This window comes from Pseudoalteromonas phenolica, from assembly GCF_005886345.1.
Lineage (GTDB): Bacteria > Pseudomonadota > Gammaproteobacteria > Enterobacterales > Alteromonadaceae > Pseudoalteromonas > Pseudoalteromonas phenolica_A.
In genome coordinates this window covers 12,660-29,783 of the sequence record NZ_PNEC01000037.1, presented here as the reverse complement: position 1 = coordinate 29,783, position 17,124 = coordinate 12,660, and the positions used below count along the sequence as shown (strand labels likewise).

The 17,124-nt window shown below is 39.3% G+C and carries 12 protein-coding genes; 3 read left to right on the top strand and 9 right to left on the bottom strand.

All coding sequences use genetic code 11. The features are described from left to right. Positions 1 to 54 precede the first annotated feature (54 nt). The gene (locus CWB72_RS13860; protein WP_138632425.1) at positions 55 to 1,281 is read left to right on the top strand and encodes an isochorismate synthase; all 1,227 of its coding nucleotides are present in this window, start codon (positions 55 to 57) and stop codon (positions 1,279 to 1,281) included. Positions 1,282 to 1,383: 102 nt separating this feature from the next. Here the strand turns inward: CWB72_RS13860 and CWB72_RS13855 are convergent, their stop codons facing one another. Genes CWB72_RS13855 through CWB72_RS13820 form a run of 8 tightly spaced genes read right to left on the bottom strand, consistent with a single transcriptional unit; the run spans position 1,384 to position 13,845 of the window. After that, positions 1,384 to 2,568: an MFS transporter gene (locus CWB72_RS13855; RefSeq protein ID WP_138632422.1), complete on the bottom strand. Its 1,185-nt coding sequence runs from the start codon at positions 2,566 to 2,568 to the stop codon at positions 1,384 to 1,386. Continuing rightward, positions 2,565 to 4,097, bottom strand: coding sequence for an amidohydrolase family protein (locus CWB72_RS13850; protein ID WP_138632419.1), 1,533 nt, complete (start codon positions 4,095 to 4,097; stop codon positions 2,565 to 2,567). The genes CWB72_RS13855 and CWB72_RS13850 overlap by 4 nt, the downstream gene beginning before the upstream one ends. Further along, positions 4,097 to 5,350 carry an aminotransferase class III-fold pyridoxal phosphate-dependent enzyme gene (locus CWB72_RS13845; protein ID WP_130256669.1) on the bottom strand — a complete coding sequence of 418 codons (1,254 nt, stop codon included), beginning with the start codon at positions 5,348 to 5,350 and terminating at the stop codon, positions 4,097 to 4,099. Before CWB72_RS13845 ends, CWB72_RS13850 begins: the two co-directional genes overlap by 1 nt. 13 nt (positions 5,351 to 5,363) lie before the next feature. Further along, on the bottom strand, positions 5,364 to 6,137 hold the full coding sequence (gene dhbA / locus CWB72_RS13840) for a 2,3-dihydro-2,3-dihydroxybenzoate dehydrogenase (protein WP_138632416.1): 774 nt from the start codon (positions 6,135 to 6,137) through the stop codon (positions 5,364 to 5,366). Further along, the gene (locus CWB72_RS13835; RefSeq protein ID WP_138632413.1) at positions 6,138 to 6,959 is read right to left on the bottom strand and encodes a siderophore-interacting protein; all 822 of its coding nucleotides are present in this window, start codon (positions 6,957 to 6,959) and stop codon (positions 6,138 to 6,140) included. Beyond that, positions 6,956 to 11,281 (bottom strand): non-ribosomal peptide synthetase, encoded by a 4,326-nt coding sequence (locus tag CWB72_RS13830; protein ID WP_138632410.1) that lies wholly within the window; start codon positions 11,279 to 11,281, stop codon positions 6,956 to 6,958. The genes CWB72_RS13835 and CWB72_RS13830 overlap by 4 nt, the downstream gene beginning before the upstream one ends. Then, positions 11,278 to 12,177, bottom strand: coding sequence for an isochorismatase family protein (locus CWB72_RS13825; RefSeq protein WP_138632407.1), 900 nt, complete (start codon positions 12,175 to 12,177; stop codon positions 11,278 to 11,280). The genes CWB72_RS13830 and CWB72_RS13825 overlap by 4 nt, the downstream gene beginning before the upstream one ends. Before the next feature lie 15 nt (positions 12,178 to 12,192). Next, positions 12,193 to 13,845, bottom strand: a complete 1,653-nt coding sequence (locus CWB72_RS13820) for a (2,3-dihydroxybenzoyl)adenylate synthase (protein WP_138632404.1) — start codon at positions 13,843 to 13,845, stop codon at positions 12,193 to 12,195. 313 nt (positions 13,846 to 14,158) lie between these two features. On the opposite strand from CWB72_RS13820, the gene CWB72_RS13815 reads away from it, so the two are divergent. Next, positions 14,159 to 14,689, top strand: coding sequence for an RNA polymerase sigma factor (locus tag CWB72_RS13815; protein ID WP_138632401.1), 531 nt, complete (start codon positions 14,159 to 14,161; stop codon positions 14,687 to 14,689). A gap of 474 nt (positions 14,690 to 15,163) precedes the next feature. Continuing rightward, positions 15,164 to 15,748: a hypothetical protein gene (locus CWB72_RS13810; protein ID WP_138632398.1), complete on the top strand. Its 585-nt coding sequence runs from the start codon at positions 15,164 to 15,166 to the stop codon at positions 15,746 to 15,748. An 83-nt stretch (positions 15,749 to 15,831) separates the two neighbouring features. Here CWB72_RS13810 and CWB72_RS13805 read toward each other — a convergent pair whose 3' ends face one another. Continuing rightward, entirely contained in the window at positions 15,832 to 16,947 is a 1,116-nt protein-coding gene (locus tag CWB72_RS13805) for a serine hydrolase domain-containing protein (protein WP_138632395.1), read from the bottom strand. Between the last annotated feature and the right edge of the window lie 177 nt (positions 16,948 to 17,124).

Sequence of the window (17,124 nt, the reverse complement as noted above, 5' to 3'; positions counted from 1 at the left end):
GGCACTCAATTTCGTCAACAAAGTACGTTAAATACTCGCTAAAAAGGACTCGTAATGTTGACCGAACAAACATCTGTGAATCAAATTGATACATTTATAGAATCATTTGACCCTTCACAAAATGCATTATTCGCAGCAGGTGAAAACTGCTTTGTAACACGAAAAACTTTATTGAGATTAAAGACAGATATAAGTAATCATCGTGAATTAGTCGAAAATATAACAAGCGCAATCAATGACACTGATCAGCAAGATGCTGTCGCTTTTGGTGTATTGCCTTTTTGCAAATCTCAACAAGCTCAGTTTATAGTTACAGATCAGATAAATAAGTATGATAAAGCAACTTTCACACATCGTTTAAAGTTAAGAAGTCAATTAACTAAAAACAAACAAGCGAACCTCAACAAGGTATCTCATCGACAAGATCAGGCGCACTATGAAGATGCAATTCTCAAAGCCAAACGCTATTTCTCAGAAAGAAAATTAGACAAAATAGTACTAGCCAAACAAACAGACTTGTTTTTTGATCAAGACATAAATCAAACTCATGTAATAGCAAACCTATTATCTCAAAGCAGCAGTGGTTTTCATTTTTCTTTTCCCACTGAGCAAGGGAAAACATTAGTCGGTGTTAGCCCTGAACTGCTTCTAAAAAAACAAGGTCACTCAATCATGAGTAACCCCTTAGCAGGGTCAACAAAACGTGTTGAAGATCTTGAAATTGAATATAAACGCAAGCAAGCATTGTTGGCCTCACAGAAGGACCGTTATGAGCATGCTGTGGTTTTAGATGAAATGTCTCAAGTATTAAACCCTTGGTGCCAGCAACTGACTATACCAAGTACACCTTCACTATTAAGTACCGCAACAATGTGGCATTTATCAACTATTATTGAAGGCCAACTTATTAATCCGAATACGCATATTCTGTCACTTGCTAATCAGTTACATCCTACCCCCGCACTTTGCGGCAAACCTACTCCATCTGCTTACCCTCTAATTAAAGAGTTAGAAGGCGAAGATAGAGACTATTTTTCAGGGATCATTGGTTGGTGTGATAGACATGGCAATGGAGAATGGGTCGTCGTAATACGTTGTGGTGAATTAGATACAAATCACGCAAGACTATTTGCAGGTGCAGGCATTGTTGCAGCTTCAGATCCTACGGCTGAATGGCTTGAAACAGAAGCAAAAATGTCAACAATGCTTAATGCGCTTGAAGTCGCAGAGCGCTATCGTGAACTCAGTGAAACAAGCGCTTTAGAATTAGAAATTGCCTAAGTCCTAAATAAAAAAATGCCCAATCAAATTGGGCATTTCTATCAACTTTCCTAAGAATATCAACCAGTACTCTGAACATTTAGTTATTCAAAACTTGAATGTTTAATTATCAACCAAACGTGAATGTAATGACTTTGTCAATTTGAAGTTTGCAATAATGGCTAAGCATATTACCAACGCGATAAGGGCTGCTAAAACAAGACAAAAAACTTCAAAGCCAAGTGCTAAAATTGCAGGCTCAAATACTAAAGGACTGATAAATTGACCTGAAAAATAACAGGTCGTCATAATGCCCATAGCTTTACCACGCATCATAGGAGGCACAAATTCGAACAACCACACAACCAAATTCGGTCTGACTAATCCAAGCCCAACGCCAATCACCAAACCCGAAACTGTAATATTAGTTAAGCCATTAACAAAGCTGAGTAAAGTGAATCCAATCGCAACAATGAACCAACCAAATACATGAGTTTGTTTAACACTAAGTAGACTTCGAACTCTCCCATAACTTACTGAGACACTTGCCATAGCGAGCAAGAAGGCCGCAATGACTAGCCCTATTGTACTGGCAGAGTGACCAAGTTCCGCTAAGTGAAATGGCAAGTGTAATGTCAGGCCATAAAGCACGACTATTTCTACTAACGCCAAAGCACAGCAGAGTAGAAAGGTTTTATTCATCCAACCTTTAGGTCGATTTGCTGCTTGACCCTGATACTCTTTAATCTCTGGTGCTTTTACCCATAACAGAACTCCAGGTAAAACCAACAAAGAGAGTGAATAAATTGCAAATACCCATGACCAATGCTGCTCAGCTAGAAAGCCTGCCACAGAAAGGAATAATACGCCACCAAAACCGCCAAAGGCCGCTTGAAGACCCATATAGTTAGAAAAGCGAGGACCTTCAAAGTATCTACCTGCGAGAGTGGTACCAGAGACCATAATTAACGCTACGGCCACCCCCATCAAAGCTCTACTAAATAAAATAAGCCAAATAGAGTATTGCCATATATAGCCTAATACCCCGCTAACTAAAAAAAGTGCTAAGCCACTGACCAGTAGTTTTTGACTATTAAATTTATCGACTAAAGCGCCAACTAATGGTGCGCACACAGCAATGATTAACCCAGGTAGCGCAAGTATCATTTGTGCCCAAAATGCAGCATTATCTATATGTGAAAAAGTCGCAGTCATTGCTGGTAACGCTGGTGCTAAGGTTGCACTGGCAAGCACTGTCATAGTGCTTGCCAGTAACAAAAAACAAGTCGTTAATCTTGAATGACTCATCCAGGTCCCCCTATGCGTTTACGGGCACTTGCAACAGCTTTTTGATAATCTTGATATAGCTCATCTTCATTAAAGCGAGTACTTCGACCATCTTTAACAACAAAATCACCAGCAACCATGACCGAGTCTACATCTTTACTAGAGCCCGTTACGATAAACGTTCTAAGTGGATGCCCGGATAACTTATAGCGATAATCATCATTATTGATCAGTACAAAGTCGGCTTGTTTACCAACCTCGATAGAACCTATTTTATCCTCCCACCCTAAAGCTTTAGAACCAAACAAGGTCGCAGTTTTCAGTGCTAATGTTGGCGGGCAAGCTGTATTACAGTTTTGTGCTTCATTGTGGCCTAGATGAGCACCTCTCATTGCTTCGCACATACCACCTATAAAGGAGATGTCTCCATCTGTACTGCTTGAGACCCAAACCCCCTCTTTTAAGAATCTACCGATTTGTCCGGTCTCACTGACTGTCGACTCTCCAAGCATCCCATAATGGGCCGGTGAGTGACAGATATTAACGCCAGTTTCGATAAGCCTTTGGTATTCGCTTTCACTGGCATATGCTGTATGAACTGCGAGCAGTTTATCTGTCAGTAACCCCATAGCATCAAAACGAGCAATAGGTGAAAGACCGAATACTCGTTCAACCTCTCGTCGTTCATTCTTTAGAGGCGCTAAGTGCGTTGCATAAGGAACTTTGTATTGTTGAGTGATACTCGCTAAAGCCTCCAGTTGCTTGTCAGAACTACCAAACGCGCCCATAACAGAAGGCATCGCACCAATTAAACCTGAACTATGGTTATCCCAAGTTTCAATAAGTGACAGCCAATCCTCAGTTTGCAATTGAGTGTCTGCAATAATCGTTGGCGAAGCTTTATCAGCTTCTAACATCACATCAGAACCCCAACGACTTACTCGCAATCGCATTCCCAAATCAATGGCTGCTAATGCCATTGAGTCTGCTTTATTAGCTGAACCTAGATCGCCCAAAGCAGTCGTGCCAGATCGAAGCTGAGTCCACATACTCCATCTTGCAATTGCTAACCCTTCTTCGAGCGTTAACTTATCGCCTACTGTTGAGATAAAACCAAACATCGAGCCTAATGCTGCAATATTGCCGCCATTCGAATAAGCGGTAGGCTCTAAGTTACAGTCATCAGGCGATTCAAAGTTTGGCGCAACAAAGCTTTCATGCCAATGGGGATTAACTAACCCCGGCAGCATCAACTTACCGGCGCCATCTACTTTCTTATCAAAATCTGTCGGTTGCTCTCCCTGTTTTCCTAATGCAACTATCTGCTTACCATGAATTAAAACCCAACCGTCTGAGATCACTGTATTGTTTAAGTCTGCTGTATAAATAAAAACATTATCAATCAGCGTCTTAAGGTTTTCATTATGCGGTTTCTTACATACCGCTTTTAGGCTATTGAGCTCACTTACTTGATTACTGCCAAAAGACTGCTCACTCATAGCTTTGGCAAGCGCAGCAAAACGCTGCGTCGATAAACATGAACATGCCATTAGGTATTTTCCTTAGTATCAAATACGCCTTCTGACTGCATTTCTATTAGCGATGCTTTCACTGCAGTAATCGTGTCATTAATCTGCTCCATTGTATGTGCACCAGAAATGAAGTTGACCTCTCTGCGCATTAAAATGCCACGCTTTGCCATTTGTGCTAAAAATGGGATTGCAAATTTCACATGCTCTTCTGGATTTTTAGCGAATAGAAACATAGGGATCGCATCATAGCCTACAACGCGAAGTGGGGTTCCCAGTTGCTCAGAGATCTGATTGACTTCTGATTTTAAAATACTGCCTAATTTAGCAATATATGAAGTAAAGTCTGTACGTTTGTATTCCTTTATAACGGCATCACACACCTCTAGTGACAGCATTTCACCACCAAAAGTGGTCGACACTTGAAGTTCATTAATACGTGACATTAACTTAGAACAACCAGCTACAGCTGATAGTGGCATACCTGCAGCAATCCCTTTAGATAAAGTGACTAAATCAGCATTGACCCCGAAATATTCTTGAGCCCCGCCAGGTGCAAGTCTAAACCCAGTTACAACTTCATCAAAAACTAGCACAACTCCATGTTCAGAACAGGTCTCTCTGAGCTGTTGCAAAAAGGCTTTTTCTAGAACCCGATTATAAGGCACTGATAATAAAACGACTGCTAGCTGGTCTTTTCTGTCTGCAATTTTTTCAATTATTTTAGGCTCATCAGCAGGAGTGAAAAGCGGCATTCTATGCGTAAGAGATGCAATAGCAGAAGGTACCCCTGGGGTATCAAACATGTATTGGTCATGCCAACCGTTATAACCCACAGTCATTATTTCATCGCGACCTGTAACGTGACGAGCCAACCTCACAGCTGCTGAGTTTGCGTCTGCACCCGTTTTGAAGAAACGAACCATCTCAGCCCCTGGGATCACGTCGACTAAAGTTTGGGCTGTTTTTACTTCGACAGGCGTGGGGAGAGAATGAATTAATCCATTGCTTAAATTGTCTGAAATAGCCTTTGTCACAACTGGGTGGTTGTGACCTAAAGTATTTGCAGCAAGACCACAAATGAAGTCAATATATTGATTGCCATCTACATCTGTCACTACTGCTCCTTCCCCCCCTGCTAAATAAACAGGAAAGGCCCCTGGTGAAAACTGCTCTGGCTTTTTCATCATAGATTGGGTAAAACCGGCAATCACTTGCTCGCCCTGCGATTGCAATTTTTGTGATTGGGTAAAAGAAAGTGGCTGATTATTCATAGTATCCTCGAAATTAATGTCCCAGCGTTGCACCACCATCTACCAATAAATTGGACATGGTAATGTGCTTAGCTTGATCGCTGAGTAAAAATAAAATGGTATTGGCAATGTCAAAAGGTGTCGCAATGCGACCAAGAGGTATGCCTAGTTTGAATTGTTCTAGATCGCCTGCGATGGTTTTCGCAGCGCCGTTTGTATCGCGCCAGAGTTGTTGCTGCATTTGGGTGTCTGTCGACCCAGGGGCGACTAAATTGCAACGAACATTATATGGCGCAAGTTCTAATGCTAGATTTTTAATTAATGCAGTTAATGCGGCCTTTGAAGCACAATAGCTTCCCATGTTTACCCTAGGCGTTTGTGCCGCATTGCTGCCAACAGCAACTATTGAACCTCGGCGGCACTGTTGCATTCTTTTTGCAACTGCTTGGCACAGATAAAATGGCCCATGGCAATTCACAGCAAAGGTGTTTTGCCATTCAGCATTGCCCTGCTCTAAGATTGAGCCCATATGCAAAATACCAGCGACACTGGCTAAATACTCTATATGGCCCAGTTTATCCTCAATCACCCCAACTACATCATTTACATTTTCTTGACTAGAAACGTCTAAATGTATTTGAAATAGATTGGCAGTTTGCTCAACAAGTTCGGACGAGCTAAAAGCAATATCTGCAGCAACAACAATCGCTTCACGAGCAATCAGTAGTTCAACCACAGCCTTTCCTATTCCTTGATATGCGCCTGTAACTAAAACTACTTTTCCGTAAAACTCATTAGATGAAGGCATTTAGTAAACCTCATCCATAATGACGTGACGCTGTTCATGATAAGTCTCCTCATCTTGCCCACGTCGCCAATAAGGAATGGCATAAAGTTGTTTTTTGCTCAGCCCAAAATCCTGAATCAACTGCTTTCTACAGGCAAGTACAGCACTGTTTTCACCAGCGATAAAAGCACTCATCGATGTTGCATTATTTGGGAACGCTGTATTCGCTATTGCTTTTGCCAGTTGAGTAGAGTCACCTTTCTTGCGCTCGAACCAACGAATTTCAACTCCACTCGGGGCAGATATAAAATGCTTATCTTCTAAACTGTCTAACTCTATAAATACTTTCGCAGTAACATGAGACTCGAATCCTTCAACTAAAGCACTTATCGCGGGAACTGCGGTCAAATCACCAGCTAAGATGTGCCAATCAGCTTTTGCAAGAAGAGGATCAGGACCACCTGGACCTGCAACACCAATCTCAGAACCGACCTTGGCATTAACAGCCCAACCCGATGCTGGGCTACTATCTCCATGTACTACAAAGTCAATATCCAATTCATTACTGTGAGAACGGTACGCTCTTACCGTATATGCACGTGTGATAGGTTTATTGTCAGGCCATTTGATTTTGCCCATTTTGTCTCGCACTGGTAGCTCTAAAGTGCCGCTTTCACGATTAGCAAAAAAGAGCTTAATATGTGCCCCATGATAGCCATCGGGAAAACCCAATAACTCCTCACCAGAGACAGTTATACGTAAAAGGTTTTTTGTAATATAGCGTTTTGCTACGCAATAAACGCGTCGAGGGCCACTTGGTTTAATAGGCTGTCGCTGAGTCATGACAATTCCTTTTCAAGTTTTAGAAATGCAATTAATTTTTTTATATTTTGGAAAGCAACTAAGTGAGACGTCACATTGATTAATCCGCTGTCAAACGCATAATCAAGATAAATGGCTAAATCACTTTTGGTGAGAGACTCTAACCGAGTCTCGCTCGAACAACTTGCCGATTTAAAGTTTCGATTAAATGCTTCAAGCTTCATTGGTTCATGAGACTTTTGGCTTTGAGCTCTGAAAAAACTCGCTATGGCTAAATCATCTTCATCGCTCGATTGCTCAATGGTTTTTAACCAATCATCCAGAGGGACAATTTCGAATGCAAAACCATATTCCTGTAACCATAAATATAATTGTGATAAAGAGACCAAAGTATCTGGGGTGACATTGAACACGCTATTTTGCGTACCATGAAGTGTTTGGTCTGCCACAAATTTGGCGACCTTATCAACCGGGGTCCAGGGTTCAAAAACGGCTAGTTGGGGCAATTTAAGATGTTTCAAACCAGTCCTAAGAATGCGCCATACCAAGTCGTTTTGGTTAATATAGCCACTTTGTAGCGACCCTGTCACACGTGCCAATCTATATATTTTTGAAGTAATACCTTGTTGAATTGACGTCTCAACCATCGCTTCAGACAACCACTTTGATTGTTGATAACCGTCATTTAACCCTGAATGTCGCGCAACAAACTCTTCAGCAAGGGGCGCACCATCAGTCGGTGCTACTGCAATAGTTGATACCTGATTAAAAGAAGCTGAAAATCTCTTTGCAAACATCAATAGCTGCGATGTCGTTGTTACATTGGCTGTTTTTAAACTTTTGTAATCTCGCAGAACAGACGTGTGTGCGGCGTTATGTAACACTTGAGTTACTTGATGACCGAGTGAATTGTAAGCTTGCTCATCAAGACCTAAAAGTGGTTTAGCTATATCGGTAAGTAGAAACTCTACGCTAGAAAAATCAATCGAGCCTATTTTCTGTGCCTGGAATGCACTTTGGAGCCTAGCTTTTGCGTGCGCAATGTCATTTGCTCTCACTGCACATACTATTTTCAAATCAGGTTGAAGTAATAAACTCTTTAATATTTGCGCACCAACAAAGCCTGTAGCGCCCGTTAATAAAACCGTATTAACAGATCGTGAACTCACCTTAATAGGCGTAACTGATTGCAGCGCTTCTTTGAACTCTAATAAGTCTTTGTCTAGTTGAGCAGCGACACTATTTGAGCCCTGCTGTTGCTCTTCAGTATTACCCTCTAATGCTAAACTCAACTCTTTTAAAGTTGGGTGCGCAAATAAGAAAGCAACACTAACCTGCTTATTAAATAGCTGGCTCAGCCGAGCTGCAACTTGAATACATTGGAGTGATTGTCCCCCTATATTAAAAAAGTTGTCCTCAGCATTTTGTACTTCAATGCCTAAAACTTCTTGCCAAACTGCTGCAATGCTTTGTTCTAATTCAGTAAGAGAGCCATTAAGCATTTCATAACTTTGGAAACCTTCGAGTTGTTTACGGTCGACTTTGTTTGCTGGTGTTTTAGGCAATGATGAATGAGTATGATACTGCCCTGGGAGCATTGCACTTGGTAAAGATAAAGCCAACGCCTCACGTAAAGTAGCTAAATTCCATTCGTACTCACTTACAATATGAGCGCAAAGCCCTTTTGGCTTTCCAGTGAGGTCCTTAATAATGGTCACTGCAGCTTCTTGGATCCCTTTCAAGCCAAGCAACACAGCTTCTATCTCTCCTATTTCTATTCGATAACCACTAATTTTTAATTGAGAGTCAGCTCTACCAATATATTCTAATTGCCCGTCAGGTAACATTCGAACAACATCACCTGTGCGATATGCATCGATATAGTGTTGCTTTATTGGATGCCAAAATTTTACAAATGCCGCTTCGTTTTGTTTATCTAAGCCCAAATATCCACTGGCCAAGCCTGTGCCTGATAACCAAAGCTCACCTCGCTCTCCAAATTTTGCCAGTTGTCTCGGTTCCCTGACCACTAATGTCTCACGACCCGGTAAAGGATGACCAATAAGGCTGGTATTTGTATTGGTACTTAAATCGGTGAAAGTAGCAACTACAGTGGCCTCTGTTGGACCATATGTGTTTAGCAATCTAATTGAGTTAGAAAATAGCTGGCACCAAGACTCAACACGTTTTCTGTTAACTGCTTCGCCACCAATAATAATGGTATGTACTGAAGCTGGCATGGTCGTTTTAGTCTCACAAACAAAGTGACAAAGCTCATGCCAATAGGCGGTAGGTAAATCTAAGACTGTTATTTGCAACCTTTCGACTTCGCTAATGAAACACTCGAATGAATTCAGCATTTCATCATTTCGCAATATTAATGTCGCACCCAAAGTTTGAGTAACAAAGACCTCTTCAATACAAGTATCAAAATGAAATGGTGCAAACTGCAATACGCGATCATCCTGACTAATGCCATAAGCCGTTTTAGCACCATTTACAAAACCTGAGAGTGCTCCTTGGCTTATTTGTACACCTTTTGGTTTACCCGTAGATCCTGATGTATAAATCAAATATGCCTGTTTAGAATCTGCCAGTTTAGTTGGCAAATGTATGTCACCTTCTCTTACTTCAATTAAAGCTGAATCAACACTTACTTTTGTTATGTTCGATTCATCAAAAATCGTCAAATGTGCACTTGAAGCATCAACTAAAACCAATTCTGGAGAGGCGTCTTCAATAATCATTCGGTTTCGACTTAAAGGTGCATCGATATCGATAAAGACAAAGCGACATTCAGCTAATAGGACTGCCCACATTGCAATTATGGTATTTTGACTACGGGGTAAGGCCAACAAAATACATCTATCGGAGCGCTTAGTTATCTGAATTAATTTGCTTGCCAGATGCGAAACCTTTTCAACGAGTTGTCCGTAACTTAAGCTTTCCCCTTCTATATTCTGCAATGCATTTTTTGAAGGTGAAGCTTTCGCTTGTGCAAATAAGCTTTCTAAAACATTCCTCTTATCTGGCGCTTTTTGAATCGAACATAAAGCAAAATCTGATCTCGTTACTTTTAAAGGCTGTGATAGTTGCGATGTAAGGTCATCTAAAAGTGTTATGAATGCTTTTTTCAACCCAATCAAATCTTCACAGCTATAACCGCTCTGATTTGCTTCTATTTCAAAACGGACACTACCATTACTCTGCATAATAAAAATGAAAGCAATATCTTCAACCGGCCCAGCAGATAATGGATGATTAACAACTCGACTCCCTTCACATGTTGTATTACGCTCAAAAGGTAAAATGTTAACAACTGGACCAAAAAGGCGTTTAGGGATAAGACCCTCATTGCTTTTAGCTCTTAGATTTTCATATCTAAAGCGAAAATGTCGCCTTGCCTTTTGGAGCCTTTTACTTACTTGGACGAGTAACTCAGCAAAATCAACACACTCACTAAACAACACCTTAATTGGTACTATATTCATGTGCATACAAGGTGTATTGGCAGCTTTAGAAGCAATGCGATTGGCAACAGGCATACCAATAATGGTTTTTTCGACGCCTGTTTGTTGATAAGTTAGGTAACTAACAGCTGTAAATAGTAGTTCTGACCAATTACTGTTTTTTTCTTTTGCGAGCGTGTCTAAACTCTTCAGTTGCGACTTATCTATAAATGCGGTTACTTTTAGCTTTTCCGCATTACCGTTAAGCGGTTGTTGCGTCAAAGTGACTGCATTGCCAAAAAAACTGAGTTCTTCAGTCCAATAATTTTCATCCCTATGGTAAGCGTTGCTATTTTTATATTTTATGTCTTCATCTATTAAGGCCTCATATTGAGCTATGTCAGAGACAACCTCATTCCCTTCATAAGCATTTAACACACGATTAGTTATTAATGAAAAACTAAACCCATCCAGCGCGATATGATGCGCTCCCAAAGCCCACAAAAACTTATTACTATTAATACGGATCAAGATGTGACGGTACAAATCTCCCTTACTTAAATCATAAGGGTGCATTTGCCACTGAGCTAAAAATTGCTCTGCAGCAATAATTGGCTCACTTTGGTTTGATAGGTCTAGGTAATCTCCATGTTTAGCCGTTCGTTCAACCGCATTCAACATGCTTTGAACTGGTAAACCTTGGTTTTGCTCGAAGCTAACGTTTAACGATGATGTTTCTTGTAAAACCCTAGCAGCTGCCAGCAGAAATAATTCAGCGTTCACAGCTGTATTTAATTCAATATACTCGGCGGTATTGTACCGAACACTACCAGCGTGCTTAGCTTGGCCAAGCCAAATACCTAATTGTGCTGCAGTTAAAGACTTTTTTATCATGCAATCACAGCCTCTAACTGAGATCTAGTTTGCATGATTTCATGCCAATCGCGAATTGAAGCACCTTCAGCGAGCTGCTCTAAAGTTATATTGATACCTTGAGCACGCCATTTCTCTAATAAAGTCATTACTCTTATAGAGTCTAAACCTAGGTATAATAAATTCTCTTCAGGATCGACCTCGTCTATCTCTATATTTAAAATCTCTGCAACCGCACACTGTAGAGATGGTATTGATACTAGGTCTCTATGATTGTTTCGATCTTCATGATCAACGCTTAAGCTTGCTGTTACGTCTTCTAAAAGTGCAACTTGACCGCATCGTGAAGAAATATACCCTATAGCCTGTAGGTGTTCTTCAAGGCTAAAGTCAGCGATTGCATCTGCAACCACAAATGCTTTTATGTCATACATGAAAGCATCTAATGCGGTCGATAAAATTCCGATATGTGCGTAGATCCCACAAATCAACAGTTGATCTCTTCCTTGTGCTTTCATGTCATCCAGTAAACTGCTTCTTTTGAACGCACTGTAACGCCACTTGGTATACACCTTGTCACCATCTTTTGGCGCAATCGTTGAAAGAATACTGGTGTCTCGATTTGTTAACCCACTCCCCCAAAAATCAGTAAGCAATGCTCTGTCCTCAGGCTTTTGATCAGCAGGCTGAGCTGTATAAATAACCGGAATATTAGCTGCACGAGCAGCCAATATCAGTGCATCTATATGCTTAACAAGTTTCTTTACGAGTTCACCTTCAACATCGTAAAAATTAACAAAGTAAGACTGCATATCATGAACTAATAGGACAGCCTTATCGGGATCGACTTGCCAATTTGTCTTATTTTCTGGGCAGCATTGAGGTAACGCATATGATTGAATGCGAGGGATCGCCATAATTTCTATTCCTTATTAAACGCTTTTAATTGGGGCAAGTAGGTTTTTGATATGTTCGCGAAGTGCACGTTTGTCGACTTTACCAACCTTTGTTTTCGGTAAAGCGCTAATAAATTCAAATCGATCAGGGTACTTATAGTCTGCTAAGCCTTTGCTTCGAATAAAGCGATTCAAAGCAACTTTGGTTAATGCATCTCTATTATTTTCACGTTTAACAACAAATGCGCATACTCTCTCACCTAGAAGGTGATCAGGCATTGCGACTACAGCACAATCGTGCACATCAGGGTGAGCGAGTAATTGATTTTCAACTTCCTCAGCGGCGATTTTTTCACCACCTTTATTTATTTGGTCTTTATCACGACCTTCTACAATGATGTTCCCACAATGACTCAACTTGACGAGATCACCACTGCAATAAAAACCATCTTCCGTAAAGGCTGTTAAATTATGCAACTTTGCATTTAGATACCCTTTGAAAGTATATGGTCCTTTTGTCGTTAACAAGCCAACCTCATTTTGGGAAACAGGCTGATTATTTTCATCTACAATTTTGATAACGTCAGCTTCACTCATAGGCCTGCCCTGAGTGTTATGTCTTACCCAGTCATTGTCATTTAATCTTGTATAATTAACCAAACCTTCAGCCATACCAAAAACTTGCTGAAGTATTACCTTGAACTCATTTTCTAACTTGATTGCCAAAGTAGCACTCAATTTTGCGCCCCCAACTTGAATGACTTTGAGTGAACTAAGGTCATGATGACTTCTCTCATGAGAGTCCAACCAAAGTGCTACAGCTGGCGGAACCAGTGAAGTCCAGTTAACTTGGTGAGCTGAGATCAAAGGGAAGCAACTACTTGGAGACGGGTTTGATGCACAAATTAAAGTGCCGCCGGCATAAAATACACCCAACGCCCCAGGTGAACTTAATGAAAAGTTGTGCGCTGCAGGAAGTGCACACAAGTATCGTGTATTTTCATTCCATTGACATATTTCAACACTCTGCCTGACGCTATAGAAGTAATCATTATGTGTTCTGGGGATTAACTTGGGAGTGCCGGTGCTACCACCTGAGAGTTGGAAAAAAGCAACATTTTCAGCATTGTGCTTACGAAATGGCACAGATTCAAAATCATCAAAGCTTGCAGATGCATATAACTTTTTACTGATATTGGGCGCCCAATCAGTATTTCCTCTCAGTAAAACATGGCTAAGGTTTGATGAATCACTTTGCAATTTTTTAAAAAAAGAATCATTTTGAAATAATGAATGTGTTGCATCGGCAATGACTAGGGAAGGATTAAGCGCACCAGCATAGTGAGCTAGCTCTAATTCATTGTGATTCATAAGCGCATTTACAGGTAAAATTGCTAATTTTTGCAATGCGAAAAATACAACATAAAATTCGTAACAATTAGGTAATTGGACAATCGCAGTATCGCCTGCTTTAAGTCCCTGCTTGGCTAAATATCCAGCTAATCGAGTTGATTCTTTATCTAAACAGCCATAAGTTTTTTCTATGCCATTGTCTATAACAGCTATTTTGGCTGGCAAGTTTTGAACTTGACGCTCTAATATTTGACATAGCTCTTCATCAATCCAACAGCCACGACTACGATACAGCTTAGCTTCTTCATCAGACCATTTGATACAACTGTTTAACATGACAACCCTTTCAAGAATAAATTTCAAAAATAACTTTAAATAAAATCAAGAATGAACAAGAAAATAAAAAACAATATAAAGATCAACTTGTTACATAATTAAAACTAAGCTATATTTTTTATAACAATCTAAAGACGAATCATTTCACAAAAAATTTAGAGGTTTTTTAAAGTTTTTTCTTAAAATCAAAATCAAGAGTTACAAGTTACAAAACCGCAACAACTTATGAATTTTTTCATTGACATAAGGAAATAATGAGAATTAGGATCTAAATGATAATAATTCACATTATCGGTTTATTTAAGGAAGTAGAATGACTGTTGCTCGAACTAAAGATTTGCCAAAAGCAGATCAACATTGGTCAAAAATAATTGAAACACAAAGAAGGAAATTGATAACTTATCTAACTTCAATATTGAACTGTCAACACCTAGCTGAAGATGCACTACAAGAAACATTTATTAGGCTTTCTCATATGTATGAACCAGTTGACTCTGTATCTAATCACTCCGCATATTGCTATCAAACAGCCAAAAATATTGCGATTGATATGTTGAGAAAAAAAAATAAAGAGAATTGGATAAGTATTGAAAATACTGAATACCTTCAATTTATTGATGAGCAAGAGAATCTTGAAGAAAACTATATTAAACAGAAACTTAACAAGCGTATAGTACAAGCTGTAAACCGCCTATCTAATCGACATCAGCATATATTAAGCTTATACAAAAGAGGCGGATATAAGCAAAACGAAATTGCTAAAATATGTGCAATTTCTCCAACGTTAGTCAATTTCACACTTCAAGAAGTGGTAACCACTTGCAAAAGAGCTATCACACATTAGGCTGCTAACTAAAGTTTTAAGACTGAGTCATTGCATTCATTTTTGTCTTTAAAATAAGCATCCAGTTTTATAACTTATTACTGGGTGCTCATCTAAATATTACGTTTAATTATCAAACTTCTTAGATTTTAGGCCCCTTAAAAAAATAACATGTAATTTACAAAAAAAAGAATATAGCATTATTCTGATTGGTATATTGAACTTGTTTTTCTCACTTTTTGCAATTTCTAGCTCCCCCCTGTTCACGCATGAAGTGTTGACGAGTTTTAGCGAGATGCATTTCAACATACTCGCATTTCAATCAAAGCAGCCATAGATACAAAATACATGAATACTTTCTAAATATTCTAAATGCTATCAAATGCGAGGATTTTATCTCCTAACTGAAAAAACGATTCAGATTATTAATGATATCGGAAGAATTTTTTTATTAATAATCAGTTAGATGATGCAATTGCACATTTCCAGTGTGCAATGACCAAGACTGAAAATGCCAATTATATTGCAGCTTTAAAGAGTAATATTGCTGCCGCTTATCGTATTCAAAACCAACCTGCTTTGGGCTACCACTTACTCAACTCTATTGAATATACGGTTTTAGATAAAAATATTCGTGCGGGTATTTACATCACCACCGGTAATTTTGCACTGCATTTAAATAAGACTGAAGATGCAATTAAGTACTATCAAAAAGCGCTTAAGCTTTTTAAGTCGCTTAATAAGCGCAGAGACGAAACGCGTTTAAAGTTTAGTATTATGACAGCGGCATTAATGGCAAAAGACATACCCACATTCAAACAATATCGCCAAGGCATAGAGATTAAATTAAAACAATTTCATATTGAACAAACTGACTTTATTAACTTTTTAGATATGGTCTACACCGCCATCAAACTCAAAGATAATACACAGTTAAGAACAAAAGAGTTTTCTGAATTGCTTTTGCGTCTTTTTCAAAATGATGATGCCAAAGAAAATATTCGCTTATTATTAAAGAAGATGAAACTAAACAGCTTGCCCACACCAGAACAACAAATACAACCCATTGAGCCCTGTTAGCAACCAATTTAGGGGCTAAATGATGTTAAGATTTAGGACAAACAACTAACTGAAAGGCCATAAAAATGGCCTTGTGACCGAATTTATAAAACTAATTTACGTAAACCGCCAACTAGCTCTGCTATGTCTACTGAAGTATCATTACAAAACACAATCGAAGCATAATTTTTCTCTGGTATGCGCTCGTAGTTTGTCACTGTGCCAAGCCAACCACCGCTGTGATAAACTATTTCAATCCCGCTTTTCTCACCTATGAATTGCCCGTTTGCGTATTTTCGACCCTCAATAGTGATCTCAGCATTATTTGGCTGCATAAACTGCGCAAGTAGCTTTTTAGGTTCCTTACCTAATGTTGGGTTATAGAAATAAGCATCCCATTTAGCCATATCTTCAACTGTTGTGTGTAACCCACCATCTCCAACCCAGAATAAATTGGTCATATTAGTAAAGTATTCACCCTCATTATTTTTACTGTACCCATCGGCACGGTTTCTAACAATTTCAGTTGGCTCATCACTAAAGAAGGTATTGCTCATTCCTAGAGGCCTGAAAATGCGCGTTTCACTGTAGTCTCTCAAGCTCTCACCCGATACGCGTTCAACCAGCATAGACAAAAGAAAATATGCGTAGTTACTGTATCGGAAGTCTTCGTTAGGTTTATTTCTTAAAGGTACCGTTTTGACGTAATCGTAAAACTCTTCAATGGTGAGATAATCTTCTTTACCTAAGCGGAACTCTCCACCCATGGTCGATTTAAGCTTAAGCGCATCTTTGTCTAGCTCTGCATCGACAAAGTCATAATCACCCATGCCTGAAAAGTGACCTAACATCGCATTAATCGTTACTGATTCTTTATAATCTCTAAGCTCTGGTAGATATTTACGAATATCAGCGTTTAAATCAATTTTACCTTCATCGGCAAGTAATATGACCGCCATCCCTGTAAACTGCTTAGAAACTGACGCAATACGGTGAACATGTGATCCATCAAGAGGCACATTTAGCTCCATATTTGCTAAACCATAGCCTGCTTTGTGAATGAGTTTTCCATCTTTGATCACGCCCACACTACAACCAGGGCTTGTTGATTTGATCTCTGAAAACACATTGTCGATTTCTGTTTTGTTAAGCGAAGTCGCTTGTGAAGATGTACTTGCTATTAAACCGGATACAGCCAATGCGATAAGTTTGCTTTTCATAACTATCCTTGAGTCATTAAAAAATTAAATAAAATTACATATTTTTTTTTGTAGTTAGCAACTGATTGTTTGTAACAAAGTATTGAAAATGCAAGCAAAAGAATTTATTTTTTCAACAACTCGAAGCTAAACGTGATACCTTATAACATACTGTTTAATTTGACATTTTCATCATGT

Excerpts from the sequence above, each read along its gene's own strand:
- CWB72_RS13860 (WP_138632425.1), top strand. The coding sequence starts at position 55 with ATGTTGACCGAACAAACATCTGTGAATCAAATTGATACATTTATAGAA.
- CWB72_RS13855 (WP_138632422.1), bottom strand. The coding sequence starts at position 2,568 with ATGAGTCATTCAAGATTAACGACTTGTTTTTTGTTACTGGCAAGCACT.
- CWB72_RS13850 (WP_138632419.1), bottom strand. The coding sequence starts at position 4,097 with ATGGCATGTTCATGTTTATCGACGCAGCGTTTTGCTGCGCTTGCCAAA.
- CWB72_RS13845 (WP_130256669.1), bottom strand. The coding sequence starts at position 5,350 with ATGAATAATCAGCCACTTTCTTTTACCCAATCACAAAAATTGCAATCG.
- dhbA (WP_138632416.1), bottom strand. The coding sequence starts at position 6,137 with ATGCCTTCATCTAATGAGTTTTACGGAAAAGTAGTTTTAGTTACAGGC.
- CWB72_RS13835 (WP_138632413.1), bottom strand. The coding sequence starts at position 6,959 with ATGACTCAGCGACAGCCTATTAAACCAAGTGGCCCTCGACGCGTTTAT.
- CWB72_RS13830 (WP_138632410.1), bottom strand. The coding sequence starts at position 11,281 with ATGATAAAAAAGTCTTTAACTGCAGCACAATTAGGTATTTGGCTTGGC.
- CWB72_RS13825 (WP_138632407.1), bottom strand. The coding sequence starts at position 12,177 with ATGGCGATCCCTCGCATTCAATCATATGCGTTACCTCAATGCTGCCCA.
- CWB72_RS13820 (WP_138632404.1), bottom strand. The coding sequence starts at position 13,845 with ATGTTAAACAGTTGTATCAAATGGTCTGATGAAGAAGCTAAGCTGTAT.
- CWB72_RS13815 (WP_138632401.1), top strand. The coding sequence starts at position 14,159 with ATGACTGTTGCTCGAACTAAAGATTTGCCAAAAGCAGATCAACATTGG.
- CWB72_RS13810 (WP_138632398.1), top strand. The coding sequence starts at position 15,164 with ATGACCAAGACTGAAAATGCCAATTATATTGCAGCTTTAAAGAGTAAT.
- CWB72_RS13805 (WP_138632395.1), bottom strand. The coding sequence starts at position 16,947 with ATGAAAAGCAAACTTATCGCATTGGCTGTATCCGGTTTAATAGCAAGT.